The sequence below is a fragment of the Flavobacterium sp. HJSW_4 genome (assembly GCF_042436695.1).
Classification (GTDB): domain Bacteria; phylum Bacteroidota; class Bacteroidia; order Flavobacteriales; family Flavobacteriaceae; genus Flavobacterium.
Map to the genome: position 1 here is coordinate 25,017 of NZ_JBHNPP010000028.1, position 24,567 is coordinate 49,583.

At 34.4% G+C, this 24,567-nt stretch carries 16 protein-coding genes; 15 read left to right on the top strand and 1 reads right to left on the bottom strand.

Annotated elements, in window-relative coordinates; all coding sequences use genetic code 11:
• The first annotated feature begins 154 nt into the window (after nt 1-154).
• The 9 genes from ACE01P_RS20155 (at nt 155) to ACE01P_RS20195 (ending at nt 16,083) form a co-directional block, all read left to right on the top strand.
• Complete coding sequence (locus ACE01P_RS20155; protein WP_379700830.1) at nt 155-3,472, top strand: SusC/RagA family TonB-linked outer membrane protein; 3,318 nt, start codon at nt 155-157, stop codon at nt 3,470-3,472.
• A 10-nt stretch (nt 3,473-3,482) separates the two neighbouring features.
• Nucleotides 3,483-4,931: a RagB/SusD family nutrient uptake outer membrane protein gene (locus tag ACE01P_RS20160; RefSeq protein WP_379700831.1), complete on the top strand. Its 1,449-nt coding sequence runs from the start codon at nt 3,483-3,485 to the stop codon at nt 4,929-4,931.
• 11 nt (nt 4,932-4,942) lie between these two features.
• Nucleotides 4,943-5,710 (top strand): DUF4843 domain-containing protein, encoded by a 768-nt coding sequence (locus ACE01P_RS20165; RefSeq protein WP_379700832.1) that lies wholly within the window; start codon nt 4,943-4,945, stop codon nt 5,708-5,710.
• A 28-nt stretch (nt 5,711-5,738) separates the two neighbouring features.
• A complete protein-coding gene (locus tag ACE01P_RS20170; protein ID WP_379700833.1) occupies nt 5,739-7,229 on the top strand; it encodes a PKD-like family lipoprotein in 1,491 nt (496 codons plus the stop codon).
• Between the two features lie 83 nt (nt 7,230-7,312).
• Complete coding sequence (locus ACE01P_RS20175; protein WP_379700834.1) at nt 7,313-8,191, top strand: thioredoxin family protein; 879 nt, start codon at nt 7,313-7,315, stop codon at nt 8,189-8,191.
• Nucleotides 8,188-9,663: a retropepsin-like aspartic protease gene (locus tag ACE01P_RS20180; RefSeq protein ID WP_379700835.1), complete on the top strand. Its 1,476-nt coding sequence runs from the start codon at nt 8,188-8,190 to the stop codon at nt 9,661-9,663. The genes ACE01P_RS20175 and ACE01P_RS20180 overlap by 4 nt, the downstream gene beginning before the upstream one ends.
• A 25-nt stretch (nt 9,664-9,688) precedes the next feature.
• Nucleotides 9,689-11,071 carry a TlpA family protein disulfide reductase gene (locus ACE01P_RS20185; RefSeq protein WP_379700836.1) on the top strand — a complete coding sequence of 461 codons (1,383 nt, stop codon included), beginning with the start codon at nt 9,689-9,691 and terminating at the stop codon, nt 11,069-11,071.
• Between the two features lie 11 nt (nt 11,072-11,082).
• A complete protein-coding gene (locus tag ACE01P_RS20190) occupies nt 11,083-13,899 on the top strand; it encodes a M16 family metallopeptidase (protein WP_379700837.1) in 2,817 nt (938 codons plus the stop codon).
• Nucleotides 13,900-14,040: 141 nt separating this feature from the next.
• Nucleotides 14,041-16,083 (top strand): cytochrome c biogenesis protein CcdA, encoded by a 2,043-nt coding sequence (locus ACE01P_RS20195; RefSeq protein ID WP_379700838.1) that lies wholly within the window; start codon nt 14,041-14,043, stop codon nt 16,081-16,083.
• Nucleotides 16,084-16,172: 89 nt separating this feature from the next.
• On the opposite strand, the gene ACE01P_RS20200 is transcribed toward ACE01P_RS20195, so the two are convergent.
• Entirely contained in the window at nt 16,173-16,634 is a 462-nt protein-coding gene (locus ACE01P_RS20200) for a DUF1810 domain-containing protein (RefSeq protein WP_379700839.1), read from the bottom strand.
• Between the two features lie 441 nt (nt 16,635-17,075).
• Here ACE01P_RS20200 and ACE01P_RS20205 point away from each other — a divergent pair, with 441 nt between their 5' ends.
• From ACE01P_RS20205 to ACE01P_RS20230, 6 genes are all read left to right on the top strand, one after another.
• The gene (locus ACE01P_RS20205) at nt 17,076-17,402 is read left to right on the top strand and encodes a hypothetical protein (protein WP_379700840.1); all 327 of its coding nucleotides are present in this window, start codon (nt 17,076-17,078) and stop codon (nt 17,400-17,402) included.
• Nucleotides 17,403-17,503: 101 nt separating this feature from the next.
• Nucleotides 17,504-19,159, top strand: a complete 1,656-nt coding sequence (locus ACE01P_RS20210) for a peptidase domain-containing ABC transporter (protein ID WP_379700841.1) — start codon at nt 17,504-17,506, stop codon at nt 19,157-19,159.
• A gap of 2 nt (nt 19,160-19,161) precedes the next feature.
• Nucleotides 19,162-20,514 (top strand): HlyD family secretion protein, encoded by a 1,353-nt coding sequence (locus tag ACE01P_RS20215; protein ID WP_379700842.1) that lies wholly within the window; start codon nt 19,162-19,164, stop codon nt 20,512-20,514.
• Between the two features lies 1 nt (nt 20,515).
• Complete coding sequence (locus ACE01P_RS20220; RefSeq protein WP_379700843.1) at nt 20,516-21,913, top strand: TolC family protein; 1,398 nt, start codon at nt 20,516-20,518, stop codon at nt 21,911-21,913.
• A 149-nt stretch (nt 21,914-22,062) separates the two neighbouring features.
• Nucleotides 22,063-23,184 (top strand): N-acetylglucosamine-6-phosphate deacetylase, encoded by a 1,122-nt coding sequence (gene nagA / locus ACE01P_RS20225; protein WP_379700844.1) that lies wholly within the window; start codon nt 22,063-22,065, stop codon nt 23,182-23,184.
• A gap of 155 nt (nt 23,185-23,339) precedes the next feature.
• Entirely contained in the window at nt 23,340-24,554 is a 1,215-nt protein-coding gene (locus tag ACE01P_RS20230) for a hypothetical protein (protein WP_379700845.1), read from the top strand.
• The last annotated feature ends 13 nt before the right edge of the window (nt 24,555-24,567 follow it).

The following is a 24,567-nucleotide window of genomic DNA, read 5'->3' on the forward strand; positions in this document are numbered from 1 at the left end:
TTTAGACCTCTCACCGTACTGCGCTTTATCCCTTTCTGTGTATTAATCCATTAATCAGTTTTAACAACCAACCAACCAATTAACATGTAAATTTATGAAATTTAAATTAACCAGTGCCTATTTCTATTTTAGAAAGCGGCTAATTATTAACATTATGAGAACTTTTATCTTCTTGTTTTGTACTACAATTTTTGGTTTTTCTCCCGTAAATCTATTTTCACAAAACACGAAAGTTGTAATTGCAGCTGATAAAACAGTATCTGTTGACGAAGTTTTCGACATCATTACAAAACAGACCAACTATACTTTCATTTATCAGGAAGATTTATTTAAAAAATTGCCTAAAGTACATTTAAAAAAGGGAACAATTAAAGTAAATGATTTATTAGCAACCAGTTTTTCTAATAAAGATTTTGAGTTTAGTTTTTCTAATGGAAATACGATTATTGTAAAAGAAAAAGCGGCTGAAAAAGTAGTCGTTCAGTCTAAAATAATCGAAATTAAAGGAACGGTTACCAATGAAGCCAAAGAACCATTGCCTGGAGTTAATATAAAGGTAAGAAGTACAAACGCAGCCGTGCAAACCGATTTTGACGGAAAATATACAATTAGTGCACCAGAAGACGGGCAAATTTTATTTACGTATATCGGGCATAAAGCGCAGGTTGTTGAGGTAAATAAAAGAAAAGTAATAAATATTACACTAGGACAAGAAACAAAAGAACTTGTTGGAGTTGTTGTAAATACAGGAGTTACGGTTCGTAAGAAAGAATTAATTACGGGTGCGGTTACTGTTTTTAGAGGTGAGGAATTAAGACAGGTTTCTACGCAAAATGCGGTTCAGGCTTTAAAATCATTGGATCCGTCTTTTATTGTTGTGAATAATAATATTGCGGGTTCAAACCCAAATATTCTGCCAACAATCGAGGTGAGAGGGCAGACGAGTTTAACGGCAAATCAGGTTGATAGTCAGTTTAGAGACGATCCGAATCAGCCTTTGTTTATTTTGGACGGATTTCCAACTACTTTACAGCAAGTTGTTGATTTAGATATTAATAGAATTGCGAGCATCACTTTATTAAAAGATGCTGCTTCGACTGCATTGTACGGTTCTCGTTCTGCAAATGGTGTTGTGGTTATTGAAACCAACAAACCTTTACCAGGAAAATTGCAGTTTAATTATGTTTATAATTCATCTTACGAATTAGCAGATTTAAGTGTTTATCATTTAATGAATGCCGCACAAAAATTAGAATTCGAAAGACTTTCTGGCGCTTTCATTGTGAAAGATGGTAGTACCGAAACAACGCCATTAACTTGGGATAAAGAATACAACAGACGTTTGGCAGCTGTACGTAGCGGTGTAAATACGTATTGGCTAAACGAACCGATTCAAATGGGAATTACATCTGGACACAGTTTGAATTTTGGTGGAGGTTCTGAAGAATTTAGATTCAACGTTGCCGGAAATTACAAAACGCTTACCGGAACAATGAAAGGTTCAGAGCACGATACTTGGGGCTACAATACAACTTTAACTTACAGAAAAAACAAATTAAGCCTTAACAACCAGTTTTTTGTTTCTGGAGGAACAAATCAAGAATCTCCTTACGGGTCATTTGAAATTTGGGCAAAAGCAAGTCCGTATTATCCAAAATATAACGAGAACGGAATCATAACGCGTTATATGGACGGAAGTTCATTGCCTTTAACTAGTTTGCAAACCATTGTAAACCATCCTGCAAATCCGCTTTACAATGTCTTTTTAGGAAGTTATGATAAAGGGAAAGATTTTAATTTCACGAACAACTTCGCTATTAATTACGATGTAAACTCACATATTAAAGCAACTGGAGCTTTATCTGTTTCAAGATTAGATAACCACAATACGGTTTTTGTTTCTCCAGACGATACGCGTTTTGTAAATAATATTTCAACAGAAAAAGGAACTTACACCAGTTATGAAGCCATAACAGATAAGTGGAATGCAAATCTTGGAGCAACTTATTCTAATGTTTTTAAAAATGTTCATTCATTTAATTATACGATTAGAGCATCGGCTTTAGAAACAAAAAATAATTCTTATAAAACAGCTTTAAGAGGATTTCCTCTTGGTGTTGGCGGAAATCCTGCATTTGCTTTTGGATATGAACCAAACGGCAAACCAGAAATTTATACCGAATTAATAAGAAGTGTCGATTTAACCAATCAGATTAACTATGCTTACGATCGCAGATTCTTATTCGATTTTACTCAGACTATTTCTGGAGCAACAAACTTCGGAACAAACAAAAAATATTCGCCGTATTGGGGAATTGGTTTTGGATGGAACTTGAACCACGAGTTTAAAATGAACGAAGATATTGTCAATATTTTTAAAATACGTGCCAATATTGGTCAGACCGGAAACCAGAATTTAGTTGGCTTTGCTTCTTATGATGTATATGCTTATAACGCAAATACAAACGTTTTTGGCGCTGGATTGGGAGTTTCTCAAATTGCAAATCCAAATTTAGAACCGCAAAGAACCAAAGATTTGTCTTTAGGATTGGATCTGGCTATGTTTAGAAACAGATTAACCATGACTTTGGGGGCTTACAAACGTAAAACATCTCCACAAATTGTAGCAATCGATCTTGCGGCTTCAACAGGACTTAATGGCTATCCTTTAAATGTAGGTTATTTAACAACACAAGGATTTGAGTTAAAAATGAACTACAATTTCATCTACGATTTGAGTCGCAATTTTGTTTGGGGAATTGGATTAATGGGAACTACTGGCGACAATGAATTGGGAGGTTTTGGTAATGCATTAGCTTCTCTAAATTCTGAAGCGCAAAAAACAACCAGCTTAACAAGATATTATGACGGAGCAAGCAGCAATGATCTTTGGGCTGTTCCTTCATTGGGAATTGATCCTGCAACGGGTAGAGAAATTTTCTTGAAGAAAAACGGCCAGACTACTTTTGATTTAGATAAAAAAGATGAAGTTGTAATGGGGAACTCTAGAGAAACGGCGACAGGAGTAGTTTCTACAAATTTAAATTACAAAGGATTTAGCTTTGGATTATTTGTGCGTTACAGTTTTGGAGCAGAGAGATTTAACTCTGCCTTGTACAACAAAGTAGAAAATATTTCGAGAGATAATATTTTTGATAATCAAGATGTCAGAGCTTTTACAGACCGTTGGACAACTCCAGGTCAAATGGCGCAATTTAAAGCGATTGGCTTAACCAATAATACACCGATTTCATCGCGTTTTATCCAAAAAGACGATTACATCTCAGGAGAATCTATTCGTTTAGGTTACCGTTTTACAGATAGAGCTTGGTTAAAAAGAGCAGGTTTAACTGCATTAGGATTTAATGCTTTCGCAAACGAATTCTTCCGTGTTTCAACTATTAAAGCAGAACGTGGTATTGATTATCCTTTCTCAAGAATATATTCTTTGAGTCTTAATTTATCATTTTAATAAAGAGATTATGAACAAGTATTTATATAAAATTACATTCCTTTTGCTTGCATCTTTTACTGTAGCAAGCTGCAGTGATTTTTTGGATGTTGTGCCGCAAGATAAAATTTTAGAAGATCAGGCTTACAGCTCAGAGGCTGGTGTGCAGAATGTGCATAACGGACTTTATCTTCAATTGGCTGCAAATGGTCTTTACGGTAGACAGCTGACTATGGATGCAGTTGAGATTTTAGGACAGCAATATAATATGTCTGGATCTCATGTTAAAAATAAAATATCGACTTATTCGTATGAAGAGACACTTTGTAAAAATACTTTTGCTGGAATTTGGCAAAGTGCTTTTACAACAGTTTTGTCTGCAAATAAATTTTTAGAAAGCATTGAGGAACATGCTGAGGTTGTTTCGGCGGAAAAGGCAGATCTTTTAAAAGGAGAAGCAATTGCCATTCGTGCAATGATACATTTTGATATGCTAAGATTGTACGGGCCAATTTACAAAGTAGCGCCGGCAGATCCGTCGATACCTTATTATGATGCTGCGGTAACAGTAAATAAACCGCTTTTACCAGCTCAAGAGGTTATTGCAAAAATCATAGCCGATTTGGATGCTGCAATAACGCTTTTGGCAAACGATCCAATAGTGACTAATGGAAGATATACAGCTTCGACAGCATTTGATTCTAATCCGTATTATTCTGCAAACCGTGGACAAAGAATGAATTTATTGGCAGTAAAATGTTTAAAAGCTAGAGTTCTTTTATATGCAGGAGATAAAACTGGTGCTTATGCTGCAGCAACTGAAGTTATCAATTTTGTAAAAGCGCAGCCTGTTATTTTTTGGACTCCATTCTTAGATGCTACAAACACTTCTAATCCAGATCGTATTTTTTCTTCAGAAAACTTTTTCGCGCTTAGCGATCAAACTTTATATCTCGAGCAAAAAGCACTTTTTGATTCTAGTTTAGACGACTTTAATATTTATGCTCCAATGTTGAGTAGAATAAATGCTGTTTTCGAATCTAATGACAACGATTACAGAAGTTTGCCAAGCTGGAAAATTCCAATTTCGGGAGGAAAAACGCAGAAGACATTTTTTAAATATGAGGATGTAACAGACAAAACTAAACTTTTCCGTTTTCAGATTCCGATGTTTAAACTTTCAGAACTGTATCTTATTGCTGCAGAAACAGCGCCAGTTCCAGCTGATGGTATTGCATTTTTAAACACGCTTCGATTTAATAGAGGTCTGACTAATTTGGCTGCTACTGCAGTATTAGCAACAGAACTTACAAAAGAGTATAAAAAAGAATTTATTGGCGAAGGGCAATTGTTCTTCTACTACAAAAGAACCAATTCTACAGCAATTCCAAATGGTTCTGCATCTTCAGGAAATGTTACCATGAATGCAGTAAAATACGTGGTGCCATTACCAGACAGTGAAGTTAATTTTCAAAACTAAAAAAAGTAATCATGAAAAAAATATTGATTTTAGGTATCACTTTGCTATCGCTGTTAGGATTGACATCATGTGATAAAGAAGAAATTGAAACGTATTCAGATACAGATAACATTTATTTCTCACGCGCGATGTTTCCAGAATATAAAAATGGACCACTTATAGACAGTACCGGATTTAGTTTTGGTTTGGATCAAGCGACCATTACAGAAAGAATTTATCCTCTTGTAATACAAGTGCAGGGAAAAGTAAGTGATCTTGATCGTAAAGTGAAACTTACGGTTGATCCAACAAGTACAGCCGTTTTAGGAACTCATTTTATTTTTCCTGACAATATTGTAATGCGTGCAGGAAAAGAAATAGACACTGTTTTTATAAAAGTGCTAAGAACTCCCGATATGAAAAATGGAAACCTGACAATGGTATTAAATCTGGAAGAAAATGAATTTTTCAGCACTAAAATGCAATCAAAGGTGACAAATGTTTTGACGGGAAAAACTAGAAGCTATGTTCATTTTAAATTATCATTCAATGACAAATTATCGACACCAATATCTTGGCAACCTGGCTTTTTTGGCGTGTTTACGGCTAAAAAATTCTTTTTGATGTGCGATCTTATGGATCTGAAACCAGAAATGTTCAATCAGCCGCAAGGTTCTACAGGACTTTCAATTCCTGAAATGCAGTATTATGCAAGCTTTATGAGACGTTATCTAGCCGATCAGAAAGCTAATGGCAATACTATTTATGAGGAAGACGGAAAAGAAATGCTATTTCCATAAACCATTCTTAATTAAAAAATATAAAGCGATGTTTAAAAATATAAAAATACAGATAGCTGTAATAGCACTTCTCTTTTTAGCATACGGTTGTGTAAGTGATGAAGGAAATTACAATTATGAGGCTATAAATGAGTTTAATGTAACAGGAATAGAAAAAGAATATACGGTTTACACGGGTGATTATTTTAAGATTGCCCCAGAATTAAATCCGACTTTAGATGATGGAGCAGATGCTGACCGATATGAATATAAATGGGTTGCATTAAATCCTGCAAAATTGCCAATTGATGCAAGAACAACTATTGCTACAACAAAAAACTTGGATGGTATTTTAAAATTACCGCCAGCAAAATATGACTTGTATTATTTCATCAAAGATAAAGTAACCGGAATTAATTGGCAGCAGCCTATTATTACCTTAAATGTAGTTTCTTCTATTTATGAAGGCTGGTTGGTTATTGGTGATGTGGATGGCAAAGCTCGATTGGATATGGTTTCTGTAATTCCGGGTATTCCACAACCACGTATTATCAACGATGTTTTAGATGCGGCTGGATCAGCGCTGAAATTAAGCGGAAAAGCGGTAGATGTTGAATGTTTTAGTACGCCTTTGCCAGGAGCTGTTATTTACGGAGTGTATGTTACTGCTTCAGAATCTGGAACAGCAAGATTGGAACCTGATTCTTTTGAATGGAATCAGACTATGAATTTGGCATATGAAACAGTTGGAGGTTCTTTTCCAACAAATTTTGGAGTAGATTTTATGAAAACTCCTTCTGCAGGGGAGAATTTCCTTTATAAAGATGGTGATATCTTTTATTTTAATAGAACGATGCAAATTAGATATGGATTGCCGCAAAATAAAGTAGATCTTGAAACTAAAACTTTCTACGCCGCACCGTTTATTGCAGAATATGGTACAACAGGAACACCAGTCTTTTTTGATATTGAAAAGCATCGTTTTCTGCGTTACAGTTATTCAAAAGGAAATTGTTCGGCAATGCCTCCAGTTGCGGCTTCACCAACAACATTAGATTGGAATAATACCAATTGCGATCTGGTTTACATGACCGCTTCAAATTTCAATTTGACTGAAAGTTTTGCAGTGTTAAAAAATCTTTCAACAGGTAAATTCTATTTGCTTCGTTTTAATAGTACTGCTGTACAAACCTATTATAAAGAAATGCTGAATGCTCCAGATTTAGACAAAGCAACAAAATTTGCTGTAAGTCCAGATGCAGGATATGTATTTTATACAGTTGGGAACAAAGTCTATGAATATGATAGCGGAACACAATCTGCGAAATTAATGCTAGATAAAGGAAATGAAGAAATTACGTATCTAGGTTTTAGCAAGAGAGGAAAAAAAGAAATTACAAGCAAATTAATTGTCGGTTCGTATAGTACAACAGGAAAGTTAGAATTGTACACAGTGCCACCTGTAAACGGAGATTTAGTTTTGGAAAGCAGTTATTCAGGCTTATGCAAAATTGTTGACGTTTCTTATCGAGTGAGATAATTAAAGATCATTAAAACTTAAAAACTAAAATACCGAATGAAGGATAATCTCATTCTTCATTCGGTTTCTAAAAACCACATTTTATGAAACGTTTTTTTAAAATCGCAAGTGCAGTTTTGCTGCTTGCCTGTCCTTCTATTGCCTTAAAAGCACAGACTCAATCTACCGAAGAAAGCTGGGAACAAGCTAAAAAACAGGCTCAAACGGAGAAAAAATTAATTTTTGTCGATTTGTATTTTACAGGCTGCGCTCCGTGTGCACAAATGGACAAAGAAGTATTTCCAGACCCGAAAGTAGCCACTGTTTTAAACGCTGACTTTGTCACTTTCAAGTCGGATATTTTGAAAGAAGAAATTGGTAAAAAGTTATGCATGAAATACGGAGTTACCGGATTTCCGACTTTTTTATTCCTGAATGCTGAAGGTAAAGTAATTGATATTGCAGCTGGTTTTCAGAGTGTAGAGCAGTTTACAGCTTTGCTTCAAAACGCGAAAGAAGCGGCCAAAAAAGGAAAATTTAAAAAGTACAGCACAACGATTAACGAAAAAGATTATCCAGATTTTTATGTGCAGGCTTATATGGCTGGCAAAAGAAATGTGCCTTTTGATGTGATCGATACGTATTTGAAATCTAAAGAAGTTACCGATGAGATTCCTTTTGTAATTATTACTGGCTTAAGAGTGGGCAAACAATACGATGATGCATTTCTTTTTTCAAGTAAAAAACTGGCTCAGGATTATGGAAGAGCAAGCGTTACAGGTCATGTATTTACCATTTTGCAACGCAGGAAAAAAGAATTCGAAAAAACGAATGATTTAAAAGGATTCAAAGAATTGCTGAATGATTCTAAAGAATTCTACACGCCAGAAGAATACACAAAATACGAAGGGATTTTATTAAAAGATTTTGGAGTAGAAAAAGTGGTTACCAAAAATTCAAACGCTGAAAAAGTAGTAAAATGAAAAAATTAATGATCTTGTCACTGCTATTTTTTATCTGTTTCGTAAAGGGACAGAAAAAAAATACAACGCAGACAATCAAAGCATTTGAAAAAGCTTTTCAGCAAAAAGATTACAAAAGTATAAAAGATCTTTTAGCGCAAGATTTTACAGTTGGAGTAGGAGATTCTTCTTCAAATGAATTTTACTTGAATGGAATTTTCAAAGCGTTTCCAGCTTTAGATTCTATTCAAATTGGGAAGTCTGTTACGATTAAAAATGAAACTTTTACGCTGGTAGATTTTTATTTTCAAGGAAAAGAAAAAAAGCCATCACAGATTGTTTTTAATGCAGCAAATGAAATTGTATACGTAACCTTTTTTGATGGTTTGTATAAAGTAGATCGAAATGCTGAGGTTAAAAAAGTAGCTAGTATTCCGTTTGAAATTGTAGAAAACGGAATCGCCATTAAAATAAAACTCAACAAAGCTGATCGTGTATTTTTAATGCTTTTTGATACAGGCGCAGACGGGATGGCTTTAAATCCAGACAGCGCTTACAAAGCGGGAGTTGTGGTAACGAAAAGCAAATCAGCTTCGGTGGTTGGCGGAAGTCAGCAAGTGCAGTATTCGGCAGATAATACCATTTATATTGGAAATCAGGTTTTGCAACATCAAGGTTTGGTTATTTTTCCAAAACATGGAGTTTATGACGGATTGTTTGGCGCTAATCTGCTTCGCAATTTTATCACTTCGGTCAATTTTGATACGATGACAATTGATTTGTACAATTTCGGAGATTTCAATTATTGGGGAAAAGCAAAACCATTTGTTTTCGATTATAAATCGGGACTTCCGGTAGTAAAAATGAATCTGACTTTTGAAGATAAAAAAACAGTTGAAGGCAATTTTACTTTTGATACAGGAGCTGGTTACGATCTTATCGCTTACGGGCCTTTCAACCATAAAAATAATTTAGAAGCCAGTTTAAAAACCGAATACACTTCTGTCAATTTCAGTTTAGGAAAACAGACTAAAATTGTTGGAGGAGCAATTCCAAACATTGGTATTAACGGAAATAATTTTTCAAACGTACCCATCGCTTTGCAGGAATATGACGAAGCGAATAAAAGTTGGGCTTTCGCCGATGGATCTCTCGGAATCGACTTGATTAAACGTTTCAATTTTACGATTGATCTTTTGCACAAAACAGTGTATTTAGAACCCAATAAAAATTTCAAAAAAATGTCTTCTTTCTATTTAAGCGGACTCGAATTGGATTTTGACGAAAACCAGAATCTTTTAGTCAAAAAAATAGTTGATCAACAAAATGAAGATTTGAAGAAGGTGAAAATCGGAGCGAAAGTCACTCAAATTAATGATTTTGAAGCCAAAGATTTATTGAAGTCCGAAAATCTAAAACAGCTAAAAGAAACAAAAGAAAGCAAAGATATCATCATCGAACAAGGCGATCAATCTATGCGAATTTCAATTTAAAATTATCAACAAAAAACAAAATAACATGAAAAAACACATTTTAAATTTCATTTTGATCTGCTTTACGGTTCAAATGAGTTTTGCTGCCAATCTTTCTGAATATGCAGTAATTAAAGGAACAATTTCAATCCCTGATCTGAAAGCTAAAGAAATAACGCTTTATAATGTTGAAGAAGGAAAACCAGCGGTAGCTGCTACTGCAAAAATCAATACATCTGGGGAGTTTGGTTTTATGATTCCGGTTTCAGCAGCTGGTTTTTATTACGTTGATTACGGTCAGATGAAAAGCCGAAATCAATTAATTCGTTTGTATTTAGAGCCAAAATTAGATCTTTCGCTTGCGATCAATAAAGAAAATTATGTTTTGAGCGGAAAGAATGTTGGGCAAAACGCTTTGGTTCAAAAAGCAAATGAAATTTACAATGAGTTTGCGCCATATTCTAGATTGGGCGGCGATCAGACTTATGTTGATTTTTATCCGTGGTTGGACAAAGGTGTCGCAAAAGCAGACGAATTTTCGAAATCAATTAAAACGAAAGATGCGGCATTCAATAAATTATTAAAATTAGCCGTTGCAACAGACGTTGAAGAATTGACGTATACGTTTTTTAGAATGCCGAGAACAGTGCATCCAGATAAAGACGTTCGTCCAGCGGTAATTAAAACTTGGCAGACAGACAAAAAGTTTACAGATCCAGATTTATTAAAAGTAACAAATGGATTATCTTTAATGTCAAATTATTTCTTTTATGTAAGCATCAATAGCGGTGATAAGCCAAAACGTTTGGACTTGACAGAAGCCATTACGCATATTACAGATCCAGCTTTAATCGATGTTTATCTTCGTGACGCTGTGGCAACTTCTAGAATGAAAATTGAAGAATATGAAAAAATCGCTCCGAGCATTAAACCGTATATGATTTCTGATGCAAGCAAAGCATTTTTACTGGAGTACGAAAAAGTATTGCACAAAAGTGTTGGACAAAAAGGTTTAGATTTTACGTATAAAGATATTAACGATAAACCGGTTTCTTTTTCAGATTTTAAAGGGAAATTTGTGTACATCGATTTGTGGGCAACTTGGTGCGGGCCTTGTAAAGCGGAAATTCCACACATGAAAAAAATTGAAGAAGATTATCACGGAAAAAACATTGTTTTTGTTAGTCTTTCGTTAGATAAACCAAAAGACGCACAAAAATGGAAAGATTACGTTACTAAAGAACAATTAAAAGGAATTCAGTTAATGGCAGATAAAGATTTTGGCTCTGATGTGGCTAAAAACTATGAAGTAAATGCGATTCCGAGATTTTTATTGTTTGACACAAAAGGAAATATTATCAATGCAGATGCGCTTCGCCCTTCAAATCCGGAGTTGAGAGCGCAGCTGGATAAATTATTGAAGAGTTAATAATTAGCTTTATGAAATACAGCAAAAAAATATCAATTTTATTATTCGTTGTCGGATGTTTATCATTCGCGCAAGCACAAAACTTTAAAGCAACTGACCCAATTGCGGTCAACCAAAAAATAAAAAAAGGAGTTCTGCCAAACGGAATGACGTATTATATTTATCCAACTGAGGTTAATAAAAATACAGCTAGTTATTACATTATTCAGAATGTTGGATCGATTTTAGAAAACGATCAGCAGAAAGGTTTGGCGCATTTTCTAGAACACATGGCTTTTAACGGAACCAAAAATTTTGAAGGAAAAGGTATTTTGAATACGCTTCAAAAACAAGGTGCAGTTTTTGGAAGAAACATCAACGCTTATACCAGTACAGACGAAACGGTTTACAACTTAGATAACATTCCGTCGAAAGATGGAGGAGTGGTCGACACTTGTTTATTGGTTTTGCACGACTGGTCTAATTTTTTATCTCTAACGAATGAAGAAATCGACGCAGAAAGAGGTGTAATTACAGAAGAATGGCGCACGAGACAAAACGCTCGTGCCAGAATTTACAATCAGTTGGCGCCTTTTTATTACAACAATTCGCTTTACGCAGACCGCATGCCGATCGGTGATATGGATATTGTGAAAAACTTCAAATATCAAGTCTTAAAAGATTTTTATAAAGATTGGTATCGTCCAGATTTGCAAGCAATCGCAATTGTTGGAGATATTAATGTTGATGAAATTGAAGCAAAAATCAAAAAACTTTTTGCTGATATTCCGACGCCTCAAAATCCTAAAAAACGTTTTGAAATTGCGATTCCAGAAAGAGTAGAACCAACTTTTAAATTGGCTTTAGACAAAGAAATTTCGGCTTCCAATATTAGTTTTATGATTCGTCATACCGCTGAAAAAGCAACGAATGACTATGCAGAATTAGAAAAATCTACTCAAAGAGGCATTGCTTTTTCTATTTTAAATAATCGTTTGGCAGAACTGGCACAGAAACAAGAATGTCCATTTAAAAGTGCATCAGTTGGATATCAAAACTATACGCGTCTAAATGATATTTGGATTTTGAGTGTTTCTCCAAAACCAGAAAAACAAGCAGAAGCTTTTGTAATGGTAATGAACGAATGGGTTCGCGCTTATAAATTTGGTTTCTCAAAAGGTGAAATCGAAAGAGCGGTTACGGAAAACATTTCGGGTTATGAAAATTATTTAGACAAACTAAATGAGATTCCGCACAAACAAGTAATCGGAATGGTAAAAGACGATTATTTGAACCACGAAGTAATTGCAGATCCAAAAGCAGAATTTGAAATGATAAAAAGCATTTTAAGCAAGTTGGATTCTAAAATTCTTCAAGAGCAAATTAGCAAATTATATATTGCTCAAAACCGAGTTGTTGCGGTAACAGGTGTTGAAAACGAAGAAAATCTAACGCAGGAAAAAGCTTTTGAGATTATTAAAAAAGCAGAAAATGATGCTTCGTTGCAACCTTACGTTGATACTTTTGAAGGAAAAACTCTTTTAGGAAATCTAAAAATTGTTTCAGGAAAAATTGTTTCTGAGAAAAAAGAAACAGCAATTGATGCCACAACTTTTGTATTGAGCAATGGTGTAAAAGTGCATTATAAATTTGCAGATAAAAATAAAAAAGAAGTAGAGCTTAAAGCGGAAAGTTTTGGCGGAACTTCTTTATATGAACCACAAGATCTTCCATCAATTGGTCGTGCGACAACTTTAGCGATGATGTCTGGAGTTGGAGAACTTTCAAATGTAGATTTAGAAAAAGTTTTAAAAGGGAAAATTGCCAATTCTTCAGTAAGTGTCAGTTCTCTTAAAGAAACGGTTTCGGGTGCTGCAAATGTAAAAGATATCGAAACCATGATGCAGTTGGTGCATTTACGTTTTGTTCAGCCAAGGTTTGACAATCAAATGTATGCGCTTTTGAAACAGCGATTAGAAAACGCGTTGAAAAATAGAGCCAATGACATTAATGCCAAAATGGAAGATAGTTTATCAGCAGTAGTTTATGGCAAAAACAATCCGAGAATTAGAGAATTCAACCAAAAATATATTGACGATTTATCTTTTGATAAGATGAAAGCTTTCTATCAAGATCGTTTTGCAGACGTTTCAAATTTTGAATTTTATATTGTTGGAGATGTTACGCCAGAAGTTTTAAAGCCTTTACTAGAAAAATATATTGCCAGTATAAACGGAATCAAACGCAAAGAGAAATTTAAAACCGATATTCCAAAATGGGTTTCAAATAAAATTGATCGAGATGTTTTCATTAAAATGGAAACGCCAAAAAGTTCCGTTCGCATTACATTTTTACAAGATTATGCTTATAGTCAAAAAAACAGAATTTTGGCTTCGTATTTAGGCGATATTTTGACTTTGCGCTATACAGAAAGTCTTCGTGAAAAAGAAGGCGGAACTTATGGTGCTGGTGTAAAAGCAAGTATTGACAAACTTCCAATTTCTAAAGCAAATCTTCAAATTACTTTTGATTGTGATGCTGATAAAGTAGAACATTTGTTGCCAATTGTGTATCAGGAAATTGATAAAATCAAAAAAGGAGAAATTGGTTCTGAAGATATTGAGAAAACGAGAACTAATTATTTGAAATCGAGAGAAGACAGCAAAAACTTCAACAGTTATAGTATGAACTTGATTTATAATTATTTTGAAAATGGCTACAATATGAATGATTCTAAAAACTATGTTGATATTGTCAAAAGCATTACTGCAAAAGACATTCAGGAATTTGCTAATTCATTTTTGAACAAAGCCGATTCTATGGAAGTTGTTTTCAAACCACAAAAATAATCTGACCCCTTTATTTACTAGAGTTTAATTTATATTTCCCTATCAAATAGTATTTTGAATTAGTAAGCAATTTAGTTTGTATAGCGGATTTTTTAGAGGGTTGTTTTTTGCTATTCAACCCTCTTTCTAAAGTTTTTACCCATGAAAAAGAATATTTTTTTACTGGGCTTTTTCCTGCTGTTTTCCATATTCGTAAAGGCTCAGATATATAATCCCATAAAATGGAAAACCAGTATCGAGAAAATTTCTGATACTGAATATGAATTGCAGGCAAAAGCCATTATAGAATCGGGCTGGCATTTATACAGTCAGGAAGTTTCAGACGGAGGCCCGATTCCAACTCATTTTAATTTTATAAAAGGCGCAGATTTTCAATTAATTGATGCTGTAAAAGAAGAAAAAGGAAAAACGATTAGTGATCCTGTTTTCAAAATGCAGATTAAGTTTTTTGAGAAAGAAACCACTTTTAGACAACGCATTAAAATACTTTCATCAAAACCTTTTAAAATCAATGCTGAGGTTGAATTTATGGTTTGTAATGATGAAAATTGTTTGCCGCCAAGTTCAGACGAATTGGAGTTTTCTGTTACGCCTTCCGCGAAAGCGAAAAGTTTAATTGAAGCTGCTGTAAAAGAAGAAACGAAAATTGTAGAAATTGATTCTGTTGTTTCTGAAGCAAAAGTAAAACCAGCAGAAATCATTCCTGCTGAGGTTGTAAAAGTGTCTAAAAAAGAACTGAAGGAAGAAAAACCGAAAGCCGAATTTAGAAACTTATGGTCGATTTTTTTATTGTCGTTTTTCTCAGGATTTGCAGCTTTGCTAACGCCTTGCGTTTTTCCAATGATCCCAATGACGGTGAGTTTTTTTACCAAGCAAAGCAAAACAAAATCACAAGGAATTAGAAAAGCAGTTTTTTATGGAATCGCGATTATTGCCATTTATATCTTTTTGGGAGCTGTTGTAACTTGGGCTTTTGGAGCAGATTCTCTAAACGCACTTTCGACAAACGTTTGGTTTAATCTGATCTTTTTTGTGCTTTTAATGATTTTTGCTTTTTCATTTTTGGGAGCATTCGAAATTATGCTTCCAAATGCATGGGCAAACAAAGTTGATTCGCAAGCAGACAAAGGCGGAATCGTCGGAATATTGTTTATGGCTTTGGCTCTCGCAATTGTTTCTTTTTCTTGCACGGGACCAATTGTTGGAACATTATTAGTAGAAGCGGCTTCTCGTGGTGGAATCGCTCCGTTTGTCGGAATGTTTGGTTTTTCTCTGGCTTTGGCTTTGCCGTTTACTTTATTTGCCGCTTTTCCAGGCTGGTTGAATTCGCTTCCAAAATCCGGAGGTTGGCTGAATTCGGTTAAAGTGTTTTTAGGATTTTTAGAAATGGCTTTGGCTTTTAAATTTTTGTCGAATGCCGATTTGGTTTTGCAATTGCATTGGTTAGAAAGAGAAACATTCCTAGCAATTTGGATAGCAATTTTCGGAACGTTGACTTTTTATTTATTTGGAAAAATTCAGTTGCCGCATGATAGTCCGATTTCAAATTTAAGCGTTCCAAGATTAGGATTGGGCGTTTTGGTTTTGGCTTTTACGATTTATTTGATTCCCGGAATTTGGGGCGCGCCTCTTAAAATGATTAGCGGTTTTCCGCCTCCAATGCATTACAGCGAAATTCCGAATGGTTTGAATAATTCTTCTTCGAAAGAAATAACACAAAATCTGCCAGAAGGAGCAGAGCTTGGACCGCACAATATCATGGCTTTCACCGATTATGATCTAGGAATGAAATATGCCAAGAAAATCGGAAAACCGGTTATGATCGATTTTACTGGTCACGCCTGTGTAAACTGCCGTAAAATGGAAGACAATGTTTGGTCTGACGAAAAAGTTCAGAAAATCTTAAAAGGCGATTTGGTTCTGATTTCGCTTTATGTTGACGATAAAAGAGAATTACATCCTAACGAGCAGGTTACTTCTCAGATAACAGGAAAAAAGTTAAAATATATTGGACAGAAATGGAGCGAATTCCAAACGCTTACTTACAAAACCAATGCACAGCCGTTTTATGTTTTGGTGGATCATAATGGCGAAACCCTCAATGAAACTTCAGCTTATAATCCAAATATTCAGGAATATTTGAACTGGCTTAAAAAAGGAGTTTCAAATTTTGAGAAAAGCTAGAATTTAATATTTGTACTTTAATTATAATTATGTTGTTAATGAAAAAGGGAATAGTTTTAAAGCTATTCCCTTTTTTCGTCCTAAGAATATCAAGAAAGTAGTACTGTGTCTGGCAACACAGCAGTTTTTTGAGTAAAATTTAAAGTAAGCTGATCCAAATGTCCGTAGAAAAAAGTGTCCAAAACCTCCTGAAAAACAGGATGCGCATTTTCTACCTGAACAAATAAACTCATAGAAGAATGCAGTTTTCTTGCACCAAGTTCTCCTAAGATTCCTTCAGCAGATTTCTTTTTCAACGTTAGCAGCAATTTAGAAATCTCAATTAAATGTTTCGATAAAATGGGATGATTTAAAAATTCACTAGCTTCTTTAAGATCAGCAACAGCATAATAATCAGAAAGAGCACTTTTTCCAAGTCCTTTTATCTGAGGAAAAATAAACCACATCCAATGTGTTTCTTTTTTACCTTTTTTTATTTCAGATAATGCCGTCAGATAAAGTTTGTTTTGCGCATCTAAAAATCTAGTCAAATCATTCTTTGCGTAAGTCATCTCTTGATTCTGTATTAAATGGTTCGTAAATCTAATTTGTTTAATCGGTAACACTGTAATATATTTTTAATGAACTATGGCTAATTTTCGAATACCAAAAGTAGATTTGATATCTGTCATTTAGTTATAAAATTATGGCTTGGGTTTTATATAATTCAGACAAGGAGAAATGCTGTAAGATTGTCTTGTTAATTTCTTTGTAAAGTTTTGAATGATTCTAAATTCTAATGTTATTTTAATGTTCTGCAAAAAAAATGGCTCTAACTTGCGCGCTCATAAAAATTAAAATAAACGCCTTAAATTACTGAGGTTTTGAATCAAAATGATTTGATTTAATTAAACTTTCAGCCTTTTTTTTAGACTATGTTGAACAAAATTAAAAATAGCTTTTTCTGTAAATGCCTTCAGGTGTTGCTTGTCGGCTATTTTCTAATTAGCAGTTTGAACATTTCTAATAGCGTGGCTAGAGTTTTAAGCGATAATGCTGAAACTTATACTGTAAAAGGGATTACTTGTAATTTTTTGAAAAAAATCTTCAAATGCGACGGAATTCCAGAAGAACTGGATGACTATAAAACAAAAGATACCAAAACGGCCAAATTAGCAAAAGGAATTCCTTTAATGGAATATTTGATTTCTTCAGAATCATTGATGCCTAATCTTTATTTTTTAAAAGAATCAGAAGGAAAAAAATATATTGATAATACAATCTTCTCGTTTGGTTTTCATGGTAAAATAGATATACCGCCTCCTCGGCTGAATTCATAAATACTTGCTCTTTAAGGATTAGGATGAAAATCTTGATCCATGAATGCGGTTTTTGCCGTATATTTATTCTATGTAATAATCTTGTATTTATACTTAAATTCATGACACCATTTAAACGTTTTTATAACTTATTGCAGCTCGATAAGCGCGATGTGTATCAAATTATCTTCTATGCTGCTTTTGCAGGGTTAGTAAATCTTTCTCTGCCTTTGGGAATCCAAGCTATTATTAATTTTATTCAAAGCGGACAGCTAAGCGTCTCTTGGATCGTTCTCGTAATTTTGGTTACGGTTGGAGTTGGTTTTGGAGGTGTTCTAACGATTTTGCAATTGCGAATTGTAGAAAACTTACAGCAGCGAATTTTTGTGCGTTCTTCTTTCGAATTTGCGTACAGAATGCCTTTGATAAAATTTAAAGAAATGTACTCGGAGTACGCTCCTGAAAAAGCAAATCGTTTTTTCGATACTTTAATGGTACAGAAAGGCACGGCAAAACTATTGCTTGATTTCTGCACCGCATTCCTTCAGGTTGGTCTAGGGATTATTTTATTGGTTCTTTACCATTCTTTCTTCATGGTAATCGGACTTTTATTTATTGTGATTTTATGGGTAATTTTTAAATTTTCGTACAAAGACGGATTAGAAACGAGTCTTAACGAATCAAAATTTAAATATAAAGTTGCAGCATGGCTTCAGGAAATTGCTAGAAATAGAGAAAGTTTCCGCAGAAAAGGAGCTTTTGAATATGCTTTGGGAAGAAATGACAAATACGCAACCAACTATATCAATTACCGTGAAAAGCACTTTCAGGTAATGAAGAAACAATATATTCAGCTTACTATTTTTAAAGTAATTGTTACTGCTGCCTTATTATCGATCGGTGGTTTTCTGGTAATTCACCACCAAATGAACATAGGGCAGTTCGTAGCAGCTGAAATTGTAATTGTATTATTGATCAATTCAGTAGAAAAAATCATCTTCGGATTGGAGTCTTTCTACGATGTTTTGACTTCTGTTGAAAAAATCGGTCAGGTAACTGATATGGAGATTTCTTGCATTCCTCAAACTTCTGATAAAACAGAAAAAGGGATCAATATTGAGACAGAAAGCATCAATTACCATTATCCAGATCACAACAAAAAATCGCTTAAGAATATCAATTTGAAAATTTCTCAAGGAGAAAAAATTATTCTTACGGGAACAAATGGTGCAGGAAAAAGTACTTTGCTGCGATTGCTTTCAGGAGTTTTAGAACCAGAAAGCGGTGCCATGTATGTGACAGATAATTATATGAATCGTCTTAACGAAGATACGTACAGAGCGCAAGCAGGAACGTTCTTGCAAGGAGACACTTTATTTGCGGGAACAATTCGTGAGAATATTGTTTTTGGAAATGAAGAATTAAATAGCGATGATTTAAAATGGGCTTTAGATAATGTTGGCCTTACGCCGTACATTAAAACTTTCGAAAACGGGTTGGAGAATCAAATTCATCCTGGAGGTCGTGAACTTTCTGCTTCTGATGTTCAAAAAATTCTTTTGGCAAGAAGTATTGTGGGTAAACCGAATATCTTATTCTTAGAAGATCCAGTGGACAAAATGGACGATTTGACTTCAAGTAAAATTGTTGATTTTTTACTTTCTGAAGAAAACGACTGGACTGTTATTGTAACTTCTAAAAATGATATTTGGAAAAGCAAATGCAGTCGTATGATTACGATTGATGACGGAAAAATTATTAACGACATAAAGCTTTAATCATGCTCAACATATCTAAAGACAATAACGTACTTATAACGCCGGGCACCTATAAATCGATTACAAGCGTTGCCCGCAGACCACATTACAGAATTTTAAACAAAGTCATAATCGGATTTCTAATATTCTGTGTATGCTGCCTTTTTCTGCCTTGGACGCAGAATATTTCAGGAAGTGGTTCTGTTACAACTTTAAAACCAGATCAAAGACCGCAAACGGTTCATAATGCTATTGCAGGACGTATTGAAAAATGGTTTGTAAAAGAAGGTGATTATGTAAAAAAAGGAGATACGATCGTTTACATTTCGGAGATCAAAGAAGATTACCTAGATCCTAATTTGGTTAATAATACCAAACAGCAGGTCGATGCTAAAAAAATGGCTGTAGAATCGTACGGCGATAAAGTAAACTCTCTTGATGTTCAGGCACAGTCTCTTAACACAGAAAGACAATTGAAATTGCAGCAAGCGCAAAACAAAATTCGTCAGTCAAAACTGAAAATAAAAAGTGACAGTATGGATCTTGTAGCGGTAAAAACGCAACTTCGAATTGCACAAACACAATTTGATCGTTCGACCGCTTTAAACAAAGAAGGTTTAAAACCGCTTACTGATGTCGAGCAGAAAAGATTAAAACTGCAAGAATCAGAAGCTTATGTGATTACGCAAGAAAATAAATTGCTAAGCAGTAAAAACGAATTGATAAACGCAAAAGTAGAAATCAATAGAATTACTGCTGAATATGCTGAAAAGATTTCGAAATCTAGAAGTGATAAATTTACTGCTTTAAGTACACAATATGATACTGAAGCTCAGGTAAATAAACTAGAAAATCAATATACGAATTACAGACTTAGAAATGGTTTGTACTACATTACAGCGCCACAAAGCGGGTATGTAAACCGTGCTTTATTGGCAGGTCTTGGAGAAACGATTAAAGAAGGAACTCCTGTGGTGAGCATTATGCCTTCTAATTATGATATTGCAGTAGAAACGTACGTAGATCCAATCGATTTACCGCTTGTGCATCGTGGTGCAAAAGTTCGTGTTTGGTTCGATGGATGGCCTAGAATCGTATTTTCTGGATGGCCTGGATTGTCTTATGGAACTTACGGGGGTAAAGTTGTAGCGATAGAGAATTTCATTAGTCCAAACGGAAAATACAGAATTCTGGTTTCACCAGATGGAGAAGATCGTCACTGGCCAAAAGAATTAAGTATTGGTGCTGGTGCGCAAAGTATTGCATTGTTAGAAACCGTTTCGGTATGGTACGAGATTTGGCGAAACTTGAATGGTTTCCCACCAAACTATTATAACTCAGGAGAAAAAGAAGATAAAGGAAAGGAGAAAAAGTAAAATGAGAAATTTAGTAAAACTATTTTCTTTCTTAATACTATTTTGTTTTTCTACGCTGCACAGTCAGAATTTTAATCAAGAGGAACTTACTTTTATCGAGTTTCTTGGGTATGTAAAAAAATACCATCCGTTGGTAAAACAAGCCAATCTTGAAGTAACAAATGCTCAGGCAAAACTGATGATGGCACGAGGCGGATTTGATCCAAAATTGGAAGTAGATTACAATAAGAAAGAATTTAAAGGCACAGAATATTATTCGTTATTAAACAGCAGTTTCAAAATTCCAACTTGGTATGGAGTAGAGATTAAAGCTGGTTTTGACGATACAAGCGGTGAATATTATAACCCGCAGAACAAAACGCCAGAAGCAGGTTTAACTTCGCTTGGCATTAATGTTGCTTTGGGACAAGGAATGTTCATTAACCAAAGAATGGCCGATGTTCGTGAAGGAAAACTTCAGGTAAAACTAAGTGATGCACAGCGAAAACTAAGAGCTATAGAAGTTTTATATCAGGCAAGTGAAGCTTATTTTGAATGGAGAAAAAGCTATAACGAAGCAGAATTGTATAAAAATTATTTAGGTTTTGCGAGCACTCGTTTTGAAGGAGTTATCAAATTAATCAAAGCGGGAGATGCGCCAGCAATTGATAGTATTGAAGCTAAAATTACAGTTAGAAACCGTGAACTGAATGTTGAAAACGGAAACTTAAAATTAGCAAAAGCTAAATTGAAATTGGCTAATTTTTTATGGATTGAAAATGTTCCGGTTGAACTTGGAGATGTAGTAAAACCAGAACAAAATCTAATTCAGACGATCGAGGAAACGCTAAGAACTGATGCAATGATGGTGGAAGTTCAATCATTAGATTCACACCCAAAAATTCAATCTTTAGAAACTAAAATGGATATTTTGGAAGTCAATCGCCAGCTGAAAGCGAATTCATTGCTTCCGAAAATAAATGTGGGTTACAATTATATTTCAGAACCCAATTATTGGAATAATTTCAATGCTGACGATTACAAGTTTAATGTCGATTTCAGTTTTCCAATTTTCTTAAGAAAAGAAAGAGGAAGTTTAAAAATGGCAAAACTGAAGATTCAGGATATGCAGTATGATATTGGTCAGCAGCGATTGGAACTTAAAAATAAAATCAAAGCGCAGCAAACTGAAATTGCTTCGCTAAGAAAACAGAAAATTGTAATCGACAATCTGGTAAAAGATTATATGACGATGTTGAACTCAGAAGAGAAATTATTTTCGTTTGGAGAAAGTTCAATTTTCTTAATCAATTCGAGAGAAAACAATTTGGTAAGTGCTAAGCTTTCGCAGATTAGTTTAGAAAACCAATTTTATATTTCGAATGCCGAACTGTATAAAATATTGGCAAACCCAGATTAATTAAAAAAAATATGCAGTCCGTACCTGTCTGCATAATACTTAGGTTTTAGATTTAAAATTGAAAAAGCTTCAGAAATTTTCTGAGGCTTTTTTTTATTTAGGAATTAAATCAAACTTCTTTAAATTTGAAACAAAGAAATTAATTAAACATGAAGCAAGCGATTGTCAATGCTGTTGTGCATACGGGCGAAGAAATAATAGAAAATGGAGTTGTAATTGTAGAAAATGGAACTATTATTTCAGTGCAGAAAGAAATTCCAAACGACATTCAAACAATCGATTTAGAAGGAAAACATCTTGCGGCGGGATTCATCGATATTCAAATTAATGGAGGAGAAAAGTACTATTTCAGCCAGACTCCAAACGAAGAAACCATTCAGGATATTTACGATGCGAGCATGAAATACGGTACAACACATGTTTTACCCTGTTTGATTTCTTCTTCTCGAGAAACCATTTTGCAAGGAATTGAAGCCGTTCGAGAATACATGAAAAAACACAACAACGGCGTAATCGGAATGCATTTGGAAGGCCCATTTTTGAATCCGCAAAGACGTGGCGCACACAGTATCGATCAGGTTAGAAAACCAACTAATGAAGAACTTCAAGAAATTATCAGCAAAGGGAAAGACGTTATAAAACTCATTACAATTGCTCCAGAATGTTTCACAGAAGAACAATTGCAAATGTTGATTGAGAGCGGCATCACAATCTCAATCGGACATTCGACGATAACACATAAAGAAGCGCAATCTTATTTTTCTAAAGGAATAAATCTGGTAACGCATTTATTTAATGCCATGACACAATTCGGACATCGCGAACCAGGTTTGGTTGGAGCTGTTTTTGAAAATGAAGACGTTTACGCACCATTAATTTTAGACGGTGTTCATTGCGATTATGCTGCCGCTAAAATCGCTTACAAATTGAAACAAGAGAAATTCTTTTTAATTAGCGATGCCACTTTTTTAGGACGAAAAGTAGCCAATTTTAAATGGGATAATTTTGATGCCCATTTAGTAGACGGTTTCTACAGAAATGAAGATGGCAATCTAGCAGGAGCTTCAATCTCGATGGAAGAAGCGGTTCAAAATGCTTATAACCACCTTAATGTTTCAGCAGATGAAGCTATAAAAATGGCAACGACAAGAGTGGCATCTGCAATTGGCATGAAGGATAAATTAGGAAAAATTAAAGCTGGTTTTCCTGCGAGTTTTGTTCAATTCAATGCCGATTTATCAACAATCAAAACTTTAGATTTAACAAAATAGTTACTTTACAATCTGACTTTTAAGTATAGTAGGTTTTTATAAAATTTACTTTTCAGTATATTTTATATTCATATTTTTCTTGCAATAGACTTGTTTATAACAAGCATATTTATAGTTTTGCAGGATATTTAACCCCAAACCTACTTTACTTACTGATGAGAAAAAACACTCACTTTTTTGTATTTGCCTTATTGGCAAGTATTATTTTTGGTTGTAGTGATGATGGCGAAAACTATAAGCCAAATTACCTTCCAAGTATCGATGCTTCGGCTTTACCAGCAGAAAACAAACCGATGACAATGTTTGAAGATGACGAAAATCCTTCAAAAATGTATGATAAAACAGATCGTTGGTTTCGTGTAAACGAACCGTTTCAAGTTATTCAAAAAGGAAAAGATTCTGTACAAATTTCACTTTATTCTCCGGTTGGATTGACAGATGTGAAAGTGTACGCAAAACTGCCGAATTACAATAAGAAATTTTTACTTTTTAGTTTTTCAAAAGTTCCTGCTTTTCACCGTTCATTTCATAAAATTCCTTTGACAGAACAGAAAAACGATTATTTGTTAGAAACAGGAAATACCGTAACGATCGATAAAATCGAAGGATTTTCTTCTGGAGCAATTGAATTTTCTGTAGAATCGGAAGATCCTTTATTTCAGAAATTCAAAAAAATAAAATCAAATCATTTAGTTCAGTTTCATGATGGATACCACATTAACGAATTGGGTAAATTTCTTCCGATGAATCCGGTTTTGGCAAAAGAAGCCATTACGATGATTATCAATTATTCGTATGCATTGAGCCATCCTATGTATTACAGCACTTTTACCAATTTCGATAAATACAAGCAAGAGCAGGCAGCTGCAGTAGGAACAGGCATAAACGGAGCTCTAAACTGGCACGGAAATGCTGATGATGTTGATGGAGTTTACGATTATTATTCTAAAGAAGAAATCGAAAAAATATACTGGAATTATCTAGACAAAAGAACTGTTTGGATGGCTATGGTAGGAGGAGATTCTGCTTGGGGCGGAGGAAATCTGGCATCGCAATGGGAATCGGGTTATGTAACTGGACATTGGGTAGGAGAAATGTCGGTTTGGTCTCACGAATATTCACATCACATTGGTTTTAACCACAGTAGTAATTTAGCAAACAGTGGAGAAGGCGGAGGCCAGCAAGAAATGCTAACCGATTTTTATAAATACTTGATTCACTTAAATGATCTTCCGTTTACAGATCCAGATGTTTTAAAAACGTACACCAAAACGGCTTACGTAAAAGGAACTTATAAAAAACCAGTATTTAAAATCGATCCTAAAAATCCATTTTTAGTGAAATATAAAGGAGAAGGAAAATGGAACTAAAAAATAAATTACA